Source organism: Balneolales bacterium ANBcel1, from assembly GCA_029688905.1.
Classification (GTDB): domain Bacteria; phylum Bacteroidota; class Rhodothermia; order Balneolales; family Natronogracilivirgulaceae; genus SLLW01.
Genome location: JARULB010000002.1, coordinates 49,075 through 65,168, shown reverse-complemented (window position 1 = coordinate 65,168; position 16,094 = coordinate 49,075). Strand labels below are relative to the sequence as shown.

The 16,094-nt window shown below is 38.6% G+C and carries 14 protein-coding genes; all 14 read right to left on the bottom strand.

Going from position 1 to position 16,094, the window contains the following annotated elements; all coding sequences use genetic code 11:
- Window positions 1–90: 90 nt before the first annotated feature.
- Window positions 91–1,137, bottom strand: coding sequence for a DUF354 domain-containing protein (locus tag QA596_02565; GenBank protein MDG5766334.1), 1,047 nt, complete (start codon window positions 1,135–1,137; stop codon window positions 91–93).
- Window positions 1,134–2,393, bottom strand: a complete 1,260-nt coding sequence (locus QA596_02560; GenBank protein MDG5766333.1) for a glycoside hydrolase family 127 protein — start codon at window positions 2,391–2,393, stop codon at window positions 1,134–1,136. The genes QA596_02565 and QA596_02560 overlap by 4 nt, the downstream gene beginning before the upstream one ends.
- Window positions 2,314–3,402: a glycosyltransferase family 4 protein gene (locus QA596_02555; GenBank protein ID MDG5766332.1), complete on the bottom strand. Its 1,089-nt coding sequence runs from the start codon at window positions 3,400–3,402 to the stop codon at window positions 2,314–2,316. The genes QA596_02560 and QA596_02555 overlap by 80 nt, the downstream gene beginning before the upstream one ends.
- Window positions 3,399–3,962 carry a GNAT family N-acetyltransferase gene (locus QA596_02550; GenBank protein ID MDG5766331.1) on the bottom strand — a complete coding sequence of 188 codons (564 nt, stop codon included), beginning with the start codon at window positions 3,960–3,962 and terminating at the stop codon, window positions 3,399–3,401. The genes QA596_02555 and QA596_02550 overlap by 4 nt, the downstream gene beginning before the upstream one ends.
- Complete coding sequence (locus QA596_02545) at window positions 3,955–5,013, bottom strand: hypothetical protein (protein MDG5766330.1); 1,059 nt, start codon at window positions 5,011–5,013, stop codon at window positions 3,955–3,957. Before QA596_02545 ends, QA596_02550 begins: the two co-directional genes overlap by 8 nt.
- Window positions 5,010–6,050 (bottom strand): hypothetical protein, encoded by a 1,041-nt coding sequence (locus QA596_02540; protein MDG5766329.1) that lies wholly within the window; start codon window positions 6,048–6,050, stop codon window positions 5,010–5,012. The genes QA596_02545 and QA596_02540 overlap by 4 nt, the downstream gene beginning before the upstream one ends.
- Window position 6,051: 1 nt before the next feature.
- On the bottom strand, window positions 6,052–7,194 hold the full coding sequence (locus tag QA596_02535) for an O-antigen ligase family protein (protein ID MDG5766328.1): 1,143 nt from the start codon (window positions 7,192–7,194) through the stop codon (window positions 6,052–6,054).
- A 137-nt stretch (window positions 7,195–7,331) separates the two neighbouring features.
- The gene (locus tag QA596_02530; protein ID MDG5766327.1) at window positions 7,332–8,504 is read right to left on the bottom strand and encodes a hypothetical protein; all 1,173 of its coding nucleotides are present in this window, start codon (window positions 8,502–8,504) and stop codon (window positions 7,332–7,334) included.
- A gap of 120 nt (window positions 8,505–8,624) precedes the next feature.
- A complete protein-coding gene (gene murB / locus QA596_02525; protein ID MDG5766326.1) occupies window positions 8,625–9,599 on the bottom strand; it encodes a UDP-N-acetylmuramate dehydrogenase in 975 nt (324 codons plus the stop codon).
- 3 nt (window positions 9,600–9,602) lie between these two features.
- A complete protein-coding gene (locus tag QA596_02520) occupies window positions 9,603–10,871 on the bottom strand; it encodes a UDP-N-acetylglucosamine 1-carboxyvinyltransferase (protein ID MDG5766325.1) in 1,269 nt (422 codons plus the stop codon).
- Between the two features lie 14 nt (window positions 10,872–10,885).
- Window positions 10,886–12,196, bottom strand: a complete 1,311-nt coding sequence (locus tag QA596_02515) for a lipopolysaccharide biosynthesis protein (protein ID MDG5766324.1) — start codon at window positions 12,194–12,196, stop codon at window positions 10,886–10,888.
- A gap of 130 nt (window positions 12,197–12,326) precedes the next feature.
- Window positions 12,327–12,815 carry a winged helix-turn-helix domain-containing protein gene (locus tag QA596_02510; protein MDG5766323.1) on the bottom strand — a complete coding sequence of 163 codons (489 nt, stop codon included), beginning with the start codon at window positions 12,813–12,815 and terminating at the stop codon, window positions 12,327–12,329.
- A 276-nt stretch (window positions 12,816–13,091) separates the two neighbouring features.
- The gene (locus QA596_02505) at window positions 13,092–13,634 is read right to left on the bottom strand and encodes a hypothetical protein (GenBank protein MDG5766322.1); all 543 of its coding nucleotides are present in this window, start codon (window positions 13,632–13,634) and stop codon (window positions 13,092–13,094) included.
- 65 nt (window positions 13,635–13,699) lie between these two features.
- Entirely contained in the window at window positions 13,700–16,087 is a 2,388-nt protein-coding gene (locus tag QA596_02500; GenBank protein MDG5766321.1) for a polysaccharide biosynthesis tyrosine autokinase, read from the bottom strand.
- Between the last annotated feature and the right edge of the window lie 7 nt (window positions 16,088–16,094).

Genomic DNA, 16,094 nt, shown 5'->3' with positions numbered 1-16,094 from the left:
ACCTGTTCCGCATTGATCGCATCAATTATCGGAGCAATCTTCATAAAGTTGGGACGTGCTCCGGCAATTAGATCAATTCTCATAGATATTTTATGATTTTATGTTATTTATGTAGTTATACAAGAAGTCAGCAACGTTAATTTTTTCAGACAACATTACATTCCTTCTCTCTTGAAACTTATTAGTAACATTCTTGTCAGATGCCAATTCTTCTGCTTTTTGAAGCAGACGGTCTGATTGATCGGATGGAATACCAAATCCAAGTTTATATATCTCTTCCAATTCTTTTAAATATCCAATTCTTCCTACAAAGTCATTAAAACGAATAAAAGGGGTTCCCAGAACTCCAGCCTCTGCTGCCATCGTTTGACTATCTCCGATCACAATTTTTGCGAATGCCAGCAAATGATGCATATCCGAGGGGTTTACAGGCAATCTAAAAGGCTCCAAATCTTCGGATAATTCTCTCTCAGATGTGATTAATACATTCCCATGAAATTTAAGCTTCTCAATGAGTTTCAAAGCAATCTCATCGGTAATGCCCTTGATACCAACATCATGATGTGCATGTAAATTGGCAAACCTCAACACGAAATATGGTCTCTGAAGAGAAACATATTGCTCTACAATTTTTTTATCCGGGTTAAAAAGCTCCGGATGCAGATATGCCAATTCATGATATCCAGCATACGTAATTGTTTTTTTTTGCCATCGGCCATTATTACAGCTATCAGGACTTATAATGGCCGTGGCCCAGGGGTAAGCTATCCAGGCATGCAAGGGTATTACTGAAGCATCATCTTCGTTCACGTTCACTGCGGGTACACCAAGCATTTTACCCACATAAGATATATCGGCTGAAGTGCCTATCAAAAGATCCGGTCGATGTTCTTTGCAATAACGAAGTATTCGACGACCACGCCGTAACAAGTCTATTACAAGTCCAGTCTTTCCATGGCTTTTTCCCTCAGGTAGAATGTTTGCATATTGAAATCCACCATCATCCAAAAGTCTTTTCAATACATCCTTTTCTTTTATCAAAATGTGTGGGTCATGATCTGCTTTTAACAGTTTATTTATTACATTTTTAAATAAATGAAAGTGTGCAGGGTGACCAAAATGAAATAGAATTTTCATGATTTATTGTTATATATTAAATCTGTCAATGCCAGATACATCCATGCCTGTGACCAGCGCATGTATGGTATTTTAATTGTATACCATTTATGTTTTTGGTAATGAAAGTAGCCGTTTTTATCCTGCATGTTTTTTATGGTCCACTCTGCAATAGTTTTGGCAAAGAGTCTATAGGATGCAGAAAAGTTTTGCAACTTGCTGAACGTAATTATCCCCTGACTCTGATTGTGAATTTCCACGGGCCAAATTCTTGGTAATCGCCATAGTGAACGGCCATCGGGATAAAACTGCATTTCTTTGTAAAAAGACAGTCCTTTTTTCAGATAGTCATTATAAGTATCACCAAATTTGCACAATGAAATGATAAGCCAAGCGGATTCCAGCACATATCCTTGATGAAAATCGATTTGCTCTCTTTCCTTTCCGGTTTCCAAATTGAGACTATAATTCCATCTCCCGTCTTCATGCTGATAATGCACGGTAAAATCTAATGCCTGTCGTGCGAGTGTTCGATATTCTTCAACCCCTGTAAGTGAATAGGCATATCCGAGAATTTCGGCACCCAGCAGGTTGGCATTATAGCAAATATCCATTTGGATATCCGTATAGCTGATGCATATACCATGCTCGTTTTGGTAACGAGGCAAATCCTCGAGAACATACTGTGACGCACTGATGATGAGTTCTTTCGCTTGTAAGTCTCCAGTTGCCTTATAATAACTGAATAACCCTTTCACAATAAAAGCAGTGCACACAACGGAGGGGGTAAAAGCGGGCACAACTTTGATTGGGCTTGCCCAGTCAAAGTTGTATCCCCAGCAAGCATGAGTGTAACCTTTCGCAGTATGTTGAGAAAGCCAGCATATCATTTCACGGCAATGATTCAGATACTTTTGATCTCCTGTCATCATATATTGTTTACTGAAGGCATTGATGAACAAACCATAAGCTTTAGGGTTAATTTCCTTTTGGATACCCAATAGAGGACGGATATTAACCGGATTACGTTTCTGAAATTGTGTTGCCAGAATGGGAATCCACTTGCCCAATTTCTTAAATGGAAATTTTGCATTTAAGGTATCGTAGGGATCGTATCCAATAAAGTGCTCACTTTGTACATAGGAATACAATTGCTCAAGTGATGAGTAAGAAGCCGACATAGAAAAAGACCCTGAATCAGGAATGTGCATATACATCATCAACAATATTCTCCAATCTCTTAGCCACTTTACTGGCATAGAAATGTTCTTTAGCATATGTGTAATTGTAACGAGACATCTGCTCCATCAAATCCGGTCGATCAAGTAAAAATTCAATACGTTCGGCGATGTGCTCTGGATCCGTAGATTCCAGAAACAAACCCATTTTGCTATCTTCAAAAAAATCTGGTATGCCTCCAACACGCGTAGTCAAAACAGGCAATCCGAAAGCCATGGCCTCCAATAGTGCATTGGGCATACCTTCACCATGGGTTGAGGGAAAAACGAAGATGTCTGAGGTTATAAAAACTCTGGACTTCTCATCTCCAATCACATATCCGTGAAAATTAATATTTGAAATTCCAGTGACAGAATTATATAATTCTGCGTATGCCGTACCGTTTCCAACTATATCAATCGCCATATATTCATTTCTTTTAGCACTTACAATTTTAAAGGCTGAAATTAATTCAAAAACACCTTTATTCCTCTCCAATCTAGATAGAAATAGTAATCTAGTATTTTGATTGAAAGATTTCACTTGAATTTCGTGATGATATTTAGCGGTCAATTCATCGTCTACAATTGTGCTGTCAATGTATACGGGTTTGTTTACTTCCCAACTGTGCAGTTTTTCTTGAAATGATCTAGAGAGTACGATAAAAGCATTAGATTTGCTGTTGTATACGAAGTTAAATATAAGTCTGTATAATTTGTTTTTTTCTATTTTATCAGCAAACTTTTCATCCCACCCACGGAAAAAAATAATGACTTTTCCTTTTCCAGTAGATAATAAGCGCATTTGAATTAAGTCTCTGATCCATGAATATCCACCCAGTGATGGATTAAACACAGTTACCGTCGCTTTTCTCTGTAGCTTAAACAATTTAATTTGCGCCCGAAAATACTCCAGCATAAACCTTAAAAAGGTGTTTTTCTTAATAGAATAAGTTGCATCCAATAAGTAGAAATGATTTGTGTACTTTCGTAGTGTCCTGTAATAGCCTCCCACTCCCCCGCCATACTTACTCTTCTCTGATAACGTTTTGTTTACAATCAGCTTCATATGTAATAACGGTTATTATCTATTTTATACATTATTTTGTGAATTTTATAGCCAGCTTTAATCGCTGCTTTAATCTGCGGTATATTATCGAATGCGGCTTTACTTATGATAGTGTTATAATTTTTCTCGATAATTATTTTCAGCAATTCTGATCGCATAGCTTTTGATAAGTTTTGGCCTCGATAGGATTCTTTTACAAATGCTGGCCCAATCACCACAAATTTGGTGTAGTCAGTCTGGATTTCATGAAGTGGATCAAAATCAAAATGAGCCCACATGTAACCAATTATTTGTTCTTGATCTTTGGTAACAATCAATACAGACCTTTCATCGAATCTATTGACCAATACTGGTAACTCTCCACACATTCTATATAATGAACTTAGTGAGAATGGATAGTTACATACCACAAGATTGAATTCAGATTGAAAATTTGATTGTAAGTCCTTAGATGATATCTGACGCTCAAAAATAAGTAACAGGTTGTTAAAGCCAAGTAATGGTAAAAACTTTTTGACTATAAACCTTATAAACAAACGGATTTTTGAATTTTTAATCATTTGCAAACAGATAATTAATCAATGGAGCCAAAACCGGAAGCGGGTCATACCATCTGAAATGTAATTTATCAGATTTAATTACAGCCATTAACCTTTGAAAAATACCTGCATCACTTTGACAATTTGAAAGATCTTTCAAAAAGTTTACGGCAACAATCGACTCATTCGCAGTCCGAAAATGCAAAAAATCCATACTACCCCATGGCCGAGCATTACATTCAAGGAAATAGAGCTTTTGTTGTTTCAGATCTTCAATAAATTCAAATTGTACAAATCCGGTAACTGGAAAATGTTTCATGATCTCGTCAATTATCAGATAAAAATCTGAAACCCACTTTCCATCATACCGATGAAGCATAGAAGCCATACCTACCGGATTCTGGCGAACCTCTTCTGCTATTACATGTTCATTTAGCTTCCCGTTTTGAAACCAACCACCCAAATGATAAAATTTACTTGAAGATATGTACGGTTGAAATACCAAGCTTTCTGCATAGCCGGCATACAAATTTGAAAAGGTCTTCCAATTAGAATAATTTGATAGGATTTTTGTTTTGAATATTGCTTGAGCTGAACTATCCCACTTGGCCAGTACTGGGAATCCATCATAGGTTGACATTTGACTCCATGAATACGTCGGCAGATAAAAATAATTCAGATTTTTTTGTTCAGCCAGCCAACCGGTAATTTTCTTTTTATGATTTAATACACGTAAACTTGAAAAGGGATGAGGAAATATATTGACTATAGCATCATCTAGATTGGTAATGGCAAAATCAAGAGAAGAGCCACCACTGATCAGTACCGGTGTATCACTCCCGAACTGCTCTCGAATATCTTCCACAGCTTGTCGTATAGAAGCATAATTGGTGCGAATTATCTTATTACCGAAACGTGACAAATACGCATAATAACTTTTTGAACCAATAAGATAAATCTTCTTACCAGTGTTTTGTAGACTCCTGAGCAAAAACAAAGCCTGAGGCCCCATACCAAGAATGATTACAGCTTCGGAGTTTGTTGAAGCATCGATATGATCGGTCCAGGTCATAGATTATGAGTAACGTATTCCAGAGTAGTAGAAAACCGAACTTCGGAATCGACTGCTATATGGCGTAAAAAGTGTTCAAAATTATTAAAGTCCAAAAAACTTTTAGAGTGTGTTAGCAATGTGATGTATGGTTCCTTCATAAAACCAACTGAATGGTAAATTGATTGTACCTGATAAATATATTTTAATAAATGGCGGTAATGCATGTAGCCAAAACTACCGTAATACTCTTTTTTACGGCCGGATATAACCGGATTCATACCTTTTCGCCCTATTCCCGGTTGTTGTTTTCTTTTTTGATAAATTCGATAATAATGAAGCGGCTGAAATGCCGTTTTAAGCAAATATAGACTCTGTGGCAAGGTTGAAGTTGTAGTATATACAGGTAACTCCCACACACCACTTCCACTTTTTTCTCTAGCAAAGTTTCCCGGATCAACCTCCCAGGGTTCATATCGTGAAACCGCATTTCTAAAATCTACATAGCTGTTATCTTCATATATAGCATAACGTCCTTTCATTACTGAAACATCACAAATAATTCCATTGTTCCTCAACGCATAGTATAATGCATTTGACGGTTGACAAAGCCAGCCACCTGCTCGGTAACTAACAACTTTATAACTGGTATTTGATTGACATAGGAGTGATTCAAGATATTTTTTTCCCTTCCCAATCCATTGATCCAATAATAGATCTTCAACATGTCCGGTATGCCATTTTGAATAATCAAGATGCCACTCCCCCTTTTTTTGTTCAGCCCCAATCCATTGTGGATGAAAATGCAGTTGTACGTCATGTCCACGATTTACGGCATCAACTAAGATCTCCTCCCATAAATTAGCAATCTTCTGCCATTTTGTTTGAGGAGCATTGCGCATACATAGTTGTTGACCAATTTCAGCATAGAATGTGTATTTTGCCTCATAACGATCACAAATATCAAGAATACGTTTTGCCGGTTCAAACATAAGTTTATGAGGATCACCAGTCCCATCTCCATAAATTTCCCAGTCATCGTGGAGAAGCAAATTCATCTTATTGTATTTTATTATTTGATACCTCCATTGCATACCTACTTATCATTGCATAATACATCATCAAGCAGGTCAATGATGATATTACATAATATTGACCCGAGTAAGAAATGATAATATTGGCTGCTGTAATAGCTGCAAATAATGCTATAAGCTCTCTTCTTAAAGAGGTTTTTTTTATGTTTTTTATATTTCTAAGAAATTGAATCCATATTGATATAAATATATTAAGATATAACAGAAATCCAATTATACCACCACCTAATAAATAGGTGACATAGTCAGTATGTAAAGGCCTTCTGACATTTGCAAAATTTGGGTAATCAAAAAGTTCAGCTCCAAAAAGTATAAATGACACATCAGAATTTTTATAGATATCTGCTAGCCAAGTAAATTCCAGTGTTCGCCCTGTTTCCACAAAGTCTGAATAATCTGTAGGTCGTTGCTCCAAAACAATCTCCAATCTATCAAAGTAAAGTGGAGATGAAATTACCATTATAAAAAAAAGACCTAATAAAAATAAAACAAGTTTCCCTTTATAGGGAGTTAGTATAATATATACTAAAAAACCTAACATTAGCCCAAGCACAGCTCCTCTTCTGAAGATTAGTATGATTGGTATGAGAGATATAAAATATATGATAATTTGTATTTTACTAACTCCCTTATTTAAAATATAGTGAAGAAATGGCATAAATAGAAGAAGATATACAATGTTAAATGTCTGATGCACATCCCCCCATCCTGTATGGATATCAATATTCATTCTATATGGCACACGTCCAATATTAAAAAATTGTGCGAAAATAAAATGAACACCGATTATCAAAAGAAGTATTATGCTAATATTATAAATCCAATTATAATGACATTTTTTATATATATACCTATATGTGACTGGATACATTAATAAACTAATTGCAACTGATACCCATATTCCCATTGCTGGTTGAATGCGTTCATTTGTAATGACAAGTAGTAGAAAGTATGAAAGCGCAATGATAATTGAGTAAAGAACTCTTTCTTTATATACTGACATCATTAGTACTGGAATAGTAATAATCATTAAACCTGCTCTAATAATACCAGAATGAATAGACGCATCTTCAATTATTGAAACAGTAAATATTACAACTATATTCAATACATATATTAATAATACCAAGAATGATTTCGATATTTTTATATTTTTTAAATACAATTTAGTATGTGATAATATTTATAATTGTAATCATATTTTTATTAACCTATTCATAATAGTAATACTTATATTTGAATATGTTATTTTTTTATTATTTTATTGTTTATTGTTTTTATAACCTTTAACACATTGTTCACGATGTAGTCAAATAGCATATAATGTACTTTCGTCTTACGCACAATATTTATGTTTTTAAAATATTCTAGTACTTTTATAGCATTATAATTAGAGTTGTACTTAGCGTTTAAGTATTCTCTATTTTTTTTTGATTGCCCAGCATTATATAATATTACTTTAATTTTTTCGTATTCTTTTATTTCATTTTTTCCACTATAGTTATTTCTTAATGAGAAGTTATATTCTTCAAATATATTATAATTATATTCGTCTACAACAATAGGAATATTATATTTATTAGATATACCTAATACATTCTTATGCTCAGATACTGCCTCCATAAACCCTCTACCAACACCAACTACTAAATCAAATAATGGTATATATTCTCTAGCATTATATGTATACTTATAATCAGTTAGAAGTACAATATTACAATTATTATTAATTAACTTTATTAGTTTATTATATGCTTCTTCACACTCAATTATCCCTATTATTACTGTATTGACTTTGATATTATCCTTAGATAATCTATTATGTAGATTAATTGTTTTAACAAATGAATCATAGTATTTATTACCAATTTTTGATATTCGTAGAATATTTATGTGATTATCTAGATGATATTCAAATTCATTTATTCTTTTTCTATTTATAGGAATCTCTAATACTCTGTTTGATAATTTAGTTATAATAGAAGTACTACGATATATATACGACTTCTTAAACCATTGATAATTTTCAATAGAAAAACAAATAATATAATCATAATATGGAAAATAATATTTTGGATTACTTCCCCCTGGCTTAACACCAATTACTGGTGCCCCCTTTTTTATTAGCTGATATTTAATTAGTTGAGACTTACTACTGTTTGAAAAAAAAACACCGATGTCAACTTTTTTAATAAGATTGTATGTATCAATATCATCATTGCTACTAATATTAATTATATTGCATTCTTCTATTATTACTTCATCAAGTAGAGTATTATTTAAATCATTAATATGAATTACAGTAATATTATAAGTATTTTTTAAGACATATATATATGTTAATAAACTATAGTAGTGACCCCCAAATCCCGTATTGGCATATCTAGATGTAGAAATAACAAACACCAGATTTTTCATATTCTATATATAATAAAACAAATAATTATAGTAACTTAGTTTATTACTTTAGATTTACGTTGTCACGAGTCACAACTATTTCACACACCGGACAACTATGATTCGTAATTATAATTGATATTATATATCTACTAAATGAGCTCTCAGTAGTTTTCCATTTGGTGTCACATAAATTACTTCTGCATCAATAGCAACTCCGGTTTTCTCAATTATGCTCAAACGAATATTCTTAATAATTTGTAAAACGTCATTTGATTTTGCATTTCCCAAATTATTTATAAAATTTCCGTGTTCATTAGAAACGACTGCATCTCCAACCCTATATCCCTTAAATCCTAATTCTTCAATTATTTTACCAGGTGGGCCTATCTTATTATAGAGATCTGAATTACTGATAAATGTAGAACCGCAATTAGGCATTTTGTTTGGGAATTTTTTTCTTCTTGATTTCAGGATTTCTAGCATTTCATCTCGTATGACTTCATACAATTGGTTCTTATCAAAAGCTAATTCTATTTCTGTAATGATATTACCATTGCGTTGAAACACAGATGTACGATATCCAAAACAACAATCAGCATTTGAAAAAAACACCACTTCTCCTTGTGGCGAAACAGCCGTTACACTTATAACCCTACGACCTATATCTTTTCTTTGACTTCCCCCATTCATGCATACCAATCCTCCCAAAGTTCCCGGAATACCAACCGTATGTTCAATTCCACTTAGTTTGGCCTTTGCAACATTTTTGGCAAAACCTGGCACCCAAACCCCTGATTGAGCCCATACATTCGTATTATTAATATGGTAATCAGACATATCATTTCCAATTTGAATACATACTGCCCGAAGCCCATCATCCGAAAAAAGAATATTGCTTGTTGAACCAATCACTACGTATGGAAGATCATGTTTATATAGATACTTGATAACTGATGAGACTTCTTCTGTTCCTGTTGGGCGTACTAAACAGTCTGCAATACCTCCAATTTTCCATCGACTAATTTTCGATAGATCAACATCTTCTTCTATACCACCACGGACAAGTTTGCTTATTTCTAGTTTCCTTTTGATATTTAAGGATTTATATCTCATTTTTTACACTATCATCGATCCATTATTTATTTTAAATGAATAACCCAAGCCATGAAGTTTTTCATCCAACTTGTTATAACCACGAAAAGCCATTTGGATATTGTCAATTACTGATTCTCCTTTTTTTTCTGAAAGAAGTGCCGCCATGAGTACTGCCATACTTCCTCTTAAATCCGTTGAGTTGACATGAGCGGGCTTAAAGATCACTTTTCCTGTTGTTTGTATCTCACCTTTTTTCCACTTTAGACCACCATCAGTATGTTTTGCCAACTCTTTTAAATATGTTATTCGCTCAGGGTATCTGTAATCATAAATTCGGCTAATTCCATTTGCCTTTAGCCCTAATAGCACATAAAATGGCTGCATATCGGATATAACACCAGGATGAGTTCCAGTAGCAAGTTCAAATGGCTGAATACCGTTTGGCATACACTCTTGTGAAATCATTACAGAATTCTGATTTGCAAAGAAATCAACTCCAGCCTCTTGAAGATGAGTAAGAGGTATTTCCATATCTTTAAAGGGCACATTCTCAATCAACATTGGTTTTTCAGCAATTGCTGAAAAAATCATCCAGGTAATCGCTTCAATCCGATCTGAAATTATTCTGTGACTCGTTCCCCTGTGGTAAGTTGTTCCATGTACTTTAATGAAACTATTTCCAACCACCTCAATATCTACACCAATGGAACGAAGAAAGCGGATCAAATCGAATACCTCTGGAGAAATATAGGCATTTCGAATAACTGTGGTACCTTTTGCCACAGATCCGCAAATTAGTGCTGTCTCAGTACCACCAATTGTCGTAATTGGGAAGTCAATTTCAGCTGCATGTAACTGTTTTGCAGTAACTTTTATATAGTTCGACTTTTCTTCTACAGTTGCCCCCATCTTTTTCCAAACCATCAGATGAAGATCAAATCCTCGATTTCCGATTTTACAACCACCCGGATAAGGAACTTTAGCTTCACCTGTTTTTTTTAATAATCCAGGAACTAACAAATAAGTCGTACGTATAGGATAATTGTAATGGTCTAATACCTTATTATTTAAATTTTTACTTTCTATTTCTGCAATCTCTTTTTCATCATCTAACCTAATATTTCCACCTACATTTTCTATAAATAATTTTTTGTAATATGCATCAACTAGACTGGTGGGAAAATTATATAATGTTGTCTTTTCATCACAAATAAGAGAGGCGGCCATTAAACGTGTCGCAGAATTTTTTGCTCCACTTATACTGATTTTTTTTAATTCATTTGTATACATAGTATTAGATCCTATTATTTTATAATTTTATAAACCTGGTATCCAGTGAATATATAATGTCCACTGATAGATATCGTATACATTAGTAAAGTTTGATATACATCCATATTCCAATTATAAGCCATTCCAAATACTACCCCAACAATAATTATTCTTACTATATTAATTTCCAAAAACTTACGTTGCATATTGTAAACAGTGAATATATTTACAAGTGGAGTTGTGATAAACTGAATAAATAAGTAAAAAGCCAGTATGCTTGTGAATTCTCCGGCTTGAATCCACTCTGCTCCAAAAATAAATTGAAATAGAAAGGGAGAAAATAATAACAATATTAAAGTGGGAATAAGACTTAATAAAAATAATCTCTTTGTTATAGACTTTGTTACACTTAATATCTTTTCTCTTTGCTTAGCTCCTATCATTGCGATTTCAGCATAGTATGCTTTTGCCGTTGTTGTACCAATAAGTCCCATCGGTATCCCAACAAATAATATTGATAAACCTAATTGTCCTGTAGTTTCTGCCCCGTATTGGAATGCAAAGAATAGAACCGGCATTTTTGTTGCAAAAACCAATAAAAATTGAGATGGTAATCTATATAATGGAAGGTCCCGGTAATACTTAAAAATAAATATTATCCTTTTAGGTGTCACCTTATCGATATTCTCTTTAAAATCATTAAGAAAATATCTCATTAAAGAAAAGACTCCGCTTCCTCTTTGAGCAACAACACCTATTAACAGCCCCATTGGCTTTAAACCTGCGTATCCCAATCCAATTTTTGTGATTGCAGAAATTGATGATTGCCAAATATTGGTTTTGGCTATCGGTGTAAAGCTTTTCTTTCGAGTTGCCCAATTTGATAATAGTTCATAAAAAGAAGCACCCAATATCCCAATTATTAGAAGCCACCAATAAGAAGCAATCTCATTCATATTGAAAAAGCCAAAAACCGCTTCACCAGCAACTACAAACATTCCACTCAAAATCAACGAAAGAGCAATTATTAACAAACTTCCCAAAACGAAAATATTCATTGCCATTACATCTGTTTTGGGTAATGGAAGTGTAATGGAATACCTCATGGTTGCAAATGGAACAAGTATAGTAATAGCCGACGTAAACACAGCCATTACACCAAAATCAGCAGGAGAATAAATTCGGGTAATCACCGGATAAGTGGCAAGGCCTATGACTTTTGCAGCTCCTGAACCGGAAGCAAGGATACTCATGTTTTTTAAAACACTTCCGCTACTCCCACTTCCTGCAAGCTTTTGCAAGTAATACTTAATTTTAGCATTAATTGAATCGAAATGTTTCAAATATATTTTATTCTATTCATATATTCTCATAAATTTCTTCAGCCAAAAAAACTTGACCACTTATTCATTTATTTGCAGCAACTTCATTATTTATAATTCCTTCGCAATAGCCTAATTCTTCTCTTGGCATTTATTCGCTGCACCACAATTCAATAGCCTTTTCCTGATCAAGTCGTTTTGTAAAACGCTTAAACTCTTGTTCATTTAAAACAAGTGTTCGAATTTTCCTGTCGACCAGTTTCTCCGCTTTACTTACCAGTTTGTGTAGATAACCACTGTCGATACTACCGACGATAACCAGATCGATAATTCCGGAATCTATGCCCTTGGCATAGTCTCCTGTTATGAGTGCCCGCTCTACTGTTCCCAGTCGCTCAACAACCTGTTGTATCCGGTCAAGTCCCAGGTATTTTCTGGCGACACTTTTCAACTCCGGATAGAGAGGATGTTTTTTGTTGGCCATATATACCTTTTTCCGGCCATCCGTTTCGGAGGTTATCAAGTTGGCTTCGGATAATCGGTTCAGTTCCAGCCGTACCGCGTTGGTGGATTCCCCAAATTCTTCCGCCAGCCCCCGTAAATACCCCTGATTCTTGCTGTTGGTGAAAAACTTCAGCAACAGCTGGACACGGGTTTTTGATGTAATGAGTGAGTCTAACAAATATTATGGGCGGACACAGCTCCGCCTTGTGAGTCCCATGCCTGGTGGCCAGACAACGACAAAAGTGTATCACCGGCAATTGACCCGGTGTTGTTAGTGTAAACTATCTACTCGTTAATGAGTGCTATTTGGTACTCATTAATGATTTAAAAGTAGAGATTTTACCGCCCGATGTCCAACGATTTTCCGTTAGATTGTATTAACAAAAGGGTCGTTTAAGTGATTGGATTCGCGTCAGTTGCCTCGCACCCGGTCGTACAACAAGATGGTGCTAAGCAATAGCGTTACCGCCGGTGCGACAACCTGTACATAGTCGCGGAATATGGGGCGGCGTCTCACTTGCAGCGACACCATGTCGTCTCCGCGAAGCTTGAAGGTGCGGAGCTCATCCGGAATGGGTTCGTTGTAGGTATAGCGGAAATTATATACCTCCTCCATACCCGTCTCTCTGTTGTAGCGTGAAATGGCAATTTCAATACGCACTTGTGACCAGTCCAGGGTTGTTTCTCCCGTACGCAAACTGATAGGCCCGCGGGCGTAGGAGATTAGTTCCGGTACGGTAGTGCCCCTGGGAACGATATACCGGCCCGGAGCGGAAACATCGCCCCATAGGTTCAGCGTATCGGCCAGTTGGCCCGGTTCGGCAATTCGTACCATCCCTTCTCCCAGACGAAACATCTGGCTTTGCGGGGTCTCTCTAATGGTTGTTTGCGCTTCTGTCAGGGTCGGAACGGCAAGGATGCACACCAGCATCCCGATGCATACAAAATTTCTCATGAGTAATGAACAGGTCTGCGATAATGGTGAATAAAACGGATTAAAGGCGTATGCATGAATGGGGGTCAGGACTTCTCTTCCACATACGCGTTGTAATCGGTGTAAGCGTACCGGTAGTAGGTACTGGTATAGTAGTAACCGGTCGCTTTTTTGTGGTCAAACGCGTTCATCACAACGCCGATAATGTTAGCCCGAATATTGCGAAGGTTCTCGATAGTCTGATCGAGATCCGCCTCCCTGGTCTGGTTAAACCGGGTAACCAGCAACACTCCGTCGGCCCTGGTCATAATGGGCGCGGCATCGGTGATGATGCCATAGGGCGGCGCGTCAATCAACACAAAGTCGTATCTCTCCTTAAGGCTGTCGATCAACTCGCCCAGCTTCGCGCTGCGAGAGATCCCCGCCGGGTTGGGCGTCCGCTTGCCGGCGGGAATCACATCCACTCCGTCCACCAGGGTCGGACGGATAATTGCCGTTTCCGGAACTTCATCAAACAGATAATCCACCACACCCGGAATAGTCTCCACGCCGAACTCCTTGTGCACCCGCTGCCGGCGGAAGTCGCAGTCCATAAGCACCACCCGCTTGCCCGATTCGGCCAGGGTCACCGCCAGATTGGACATCACCGTGGTTTTTCCTTCCGACTTGCTGGGGCTTGAAGCGCAAATCACCCGGTAGGGTTTGTCGGGCTGCGAGTAGATCAGGTTGCTCTGAAGCCGCCGGTACGCTTCCGCCGTGGGCGAAATGGAATCCAGAACGGAGACCATATCCGTGGAGATGGTATGCCCGCTGATGTTCACCAGCGGCCGGCCATCGTAATGCTCCTTCACAAACGGGCGCAGATCCGGAATAACGGAAAGAACCGGCAGCTTGCGCTCTTTCAGCTTGTCGATACTGTTGATCTCGGTAGTCGTCATTTCACGTACAAAGGCATATCCAACTCCTGCCATTCCTCCAATTATGAATCCAATCATCAGCAATACTGGTACCCGTGGACTGACCGGAGAAATTGGTAAAACCGAATAATCCACCACACGCCCGTAGCCCATCTGCGTCTGTTCCCACACCCCCAGCTCCGCCGTCTGTTGGGAGATGGTCAGGTAGAGTTGCTCCTGCACCTTCATGTCCCGTTGCAGGCGGGCCATCTCCACCATGTTATCCGGTACCCGATCGAAGAACTGCTCCTCATCGGCAATGCGTTCATCCAGCACCCGCGCCTGGGCGTCCAGCTGGCTCTGCTCCACACGCAGCTGCAACAGCTCCTGACGCATCTCCGCCAGGCGGCTGGTTACGCCGCCCCCCTGGGTATCCAGAAAACCCAGAAAACGTTCGTCGTGCTCCATCAGGTCGGCCGTAAGGGCGCGGATCTCCCGGCGAAACTCTTCGGCCTGGTCTTGCAGCCGCACATAGGACGGTTCCAGCCGGGGGTTTTCGCGCAATTCCGGATTCCGGGAGACCATCAGCATTTTCTCGGTCTCCAGCTCGGCCAATTGAAACTGATACCGCACCAGCCGCTGGGAACGGCTCGCCGAGAACTGGTCCGCCAGGCCGGGCCGGATCGCCTCCAGCTCACTCTCGTAACTGTCGATGGCCGAATTGACCGCCACCATATTTACTTCCACCGACTTGCGCTCCGCCTCCAGTTCGGAGAGGGTCTGCACCAACCGGGTGGACTGGGCATCCAGCTGAATCACTCCCTCCCTGCTCATGAAATCGCGCAGACGGTTTTCACTCTCGGCCAGTCGTTCTCGCAACTGGGCCTCCTCCCGTTCGAGAAACTCGATGGCAGAACGGGCTTGTACGCGGTTTTGCCGGGTGGAAAAATCGTAGTATTCATCCAGCACCAGGTTCACCACCTGCCGGGCTTCCTCCCGGGAGGGGCTTTCGAAAGTGATCTGCACCACATCGGTATCACGGTTTTTCAACTCTGCGGTCAGGTATTCTCGTATGCGATGAATCACCCGCTGCCGGTCGACAATCGTTGAATCTTCCGGATACTCCTCCCACAGCACCGGCCATATCCGTCCGTCCGGCTGGTAAGGATCCGACAGCAGCCTATCGGCAATCTCCCCGGCGAAGCGTCGTGACCGGATCACTTCCAGCTCGTTGTGGAGCCGGCTCGATTGACCGATACCGAAACTGGTGGTGAGCAGACTTCCCAGGTCACTGCCGGCCATGGAGTAGCGGCTGCGGTCCTCGGTGATCAGCATACTCCCCTCGCCGCGAAAAATGGGGGTCTGGCTCGAGGCGTAGAAATATCCGGCGGCGGTACCGAGAATCAGGCAGGCCAGAATAATCCATTTGTACCGAAAAATGGTAAAGAAAAGCTTCTTTACATCCAGTTCGTCATCGTCCTGCCAGGCCGGCTGTCCGGTGTTGTTGGTTCCCGGGAGCTCTCCGTGATAGCGGCCGTTTGAGGAGCCGTTGGGGTGAGGGTGTTCGTTCGGACTCATGCGTTAT

Coding starts and splice junctions, on each gene's coding strand:
- QA596_02565 (MDG5766334.1), bottom strand. CDS start 1,137: ATGAAAATTCTATTTCATTTTGGTCACCCTGCACACTTTCATTTATTT.
- QA596_02560 (MDG5766333.1), bottom strand. CDS start 2,393: ATGCTAAAGAACATTTCTATGCCAGTAAAGTGGCTAAGAGATTGGAGA.
- QA596_02555 (MDG5766332.1), bottom strand. CDS start 3,402: ATGAAGCTGATTGTAAACAAAACGTTATCAGAGAAGAGTAAGTATGGC.
- QA596_02550 (MDG5766331.1), bottom strand. CDS start 3,962: ATGATTAAAAATTCAAAAATCCGTTTGTTTATAAGGTTTATAGTCAAA.
- QA596_02545 (MDG5766330.1), bottom strand. CDS start 5,013: ATGACCTGGACCGATCATATCGATGCTTCAACAAACTCCGAAGCTGTA.
- QA596_02540 (MDG5766329.1), bottom strand. CDS start 6,050: ATGAATTTGCTTCTCCACGATGACTGGGAAATTTATGGAGATGGGACT.
- QA596_02530 (MDG5766327.1), bottom strand. CDS start 8,504: ATGAAAAATCTGGTGTTTGTTATTTCTACATCTAGATATGCCAATACG.
- murB (MDG5766326.1), bottom strand. CDS start 9,599: ATGAGATATAAATCCTTAAATATCAAAAGGAAACTAGAAATAAGCAAA.
- QA596_02520 (MDG5766325.1), bottom strand. CDS start 10,871: ATGTATACAAATGAATTAAAAAAAATCAGTATAAGTGGAGCAAAAAAT.
- QA596_02505 (MDG5766322.1), bottom strand. CDS start 13,634: ATGAGAAATTTTGTATGCATCGGGATGCTGGTGTGCATCCTTGCCGTT.
- QA596_02500 (MDG5766321.1), bottom strand. CDS start 16,087: ATGAGTCCGAACGAACACCCTCACCCCAACGGCTCCTCAAACGGCCGC.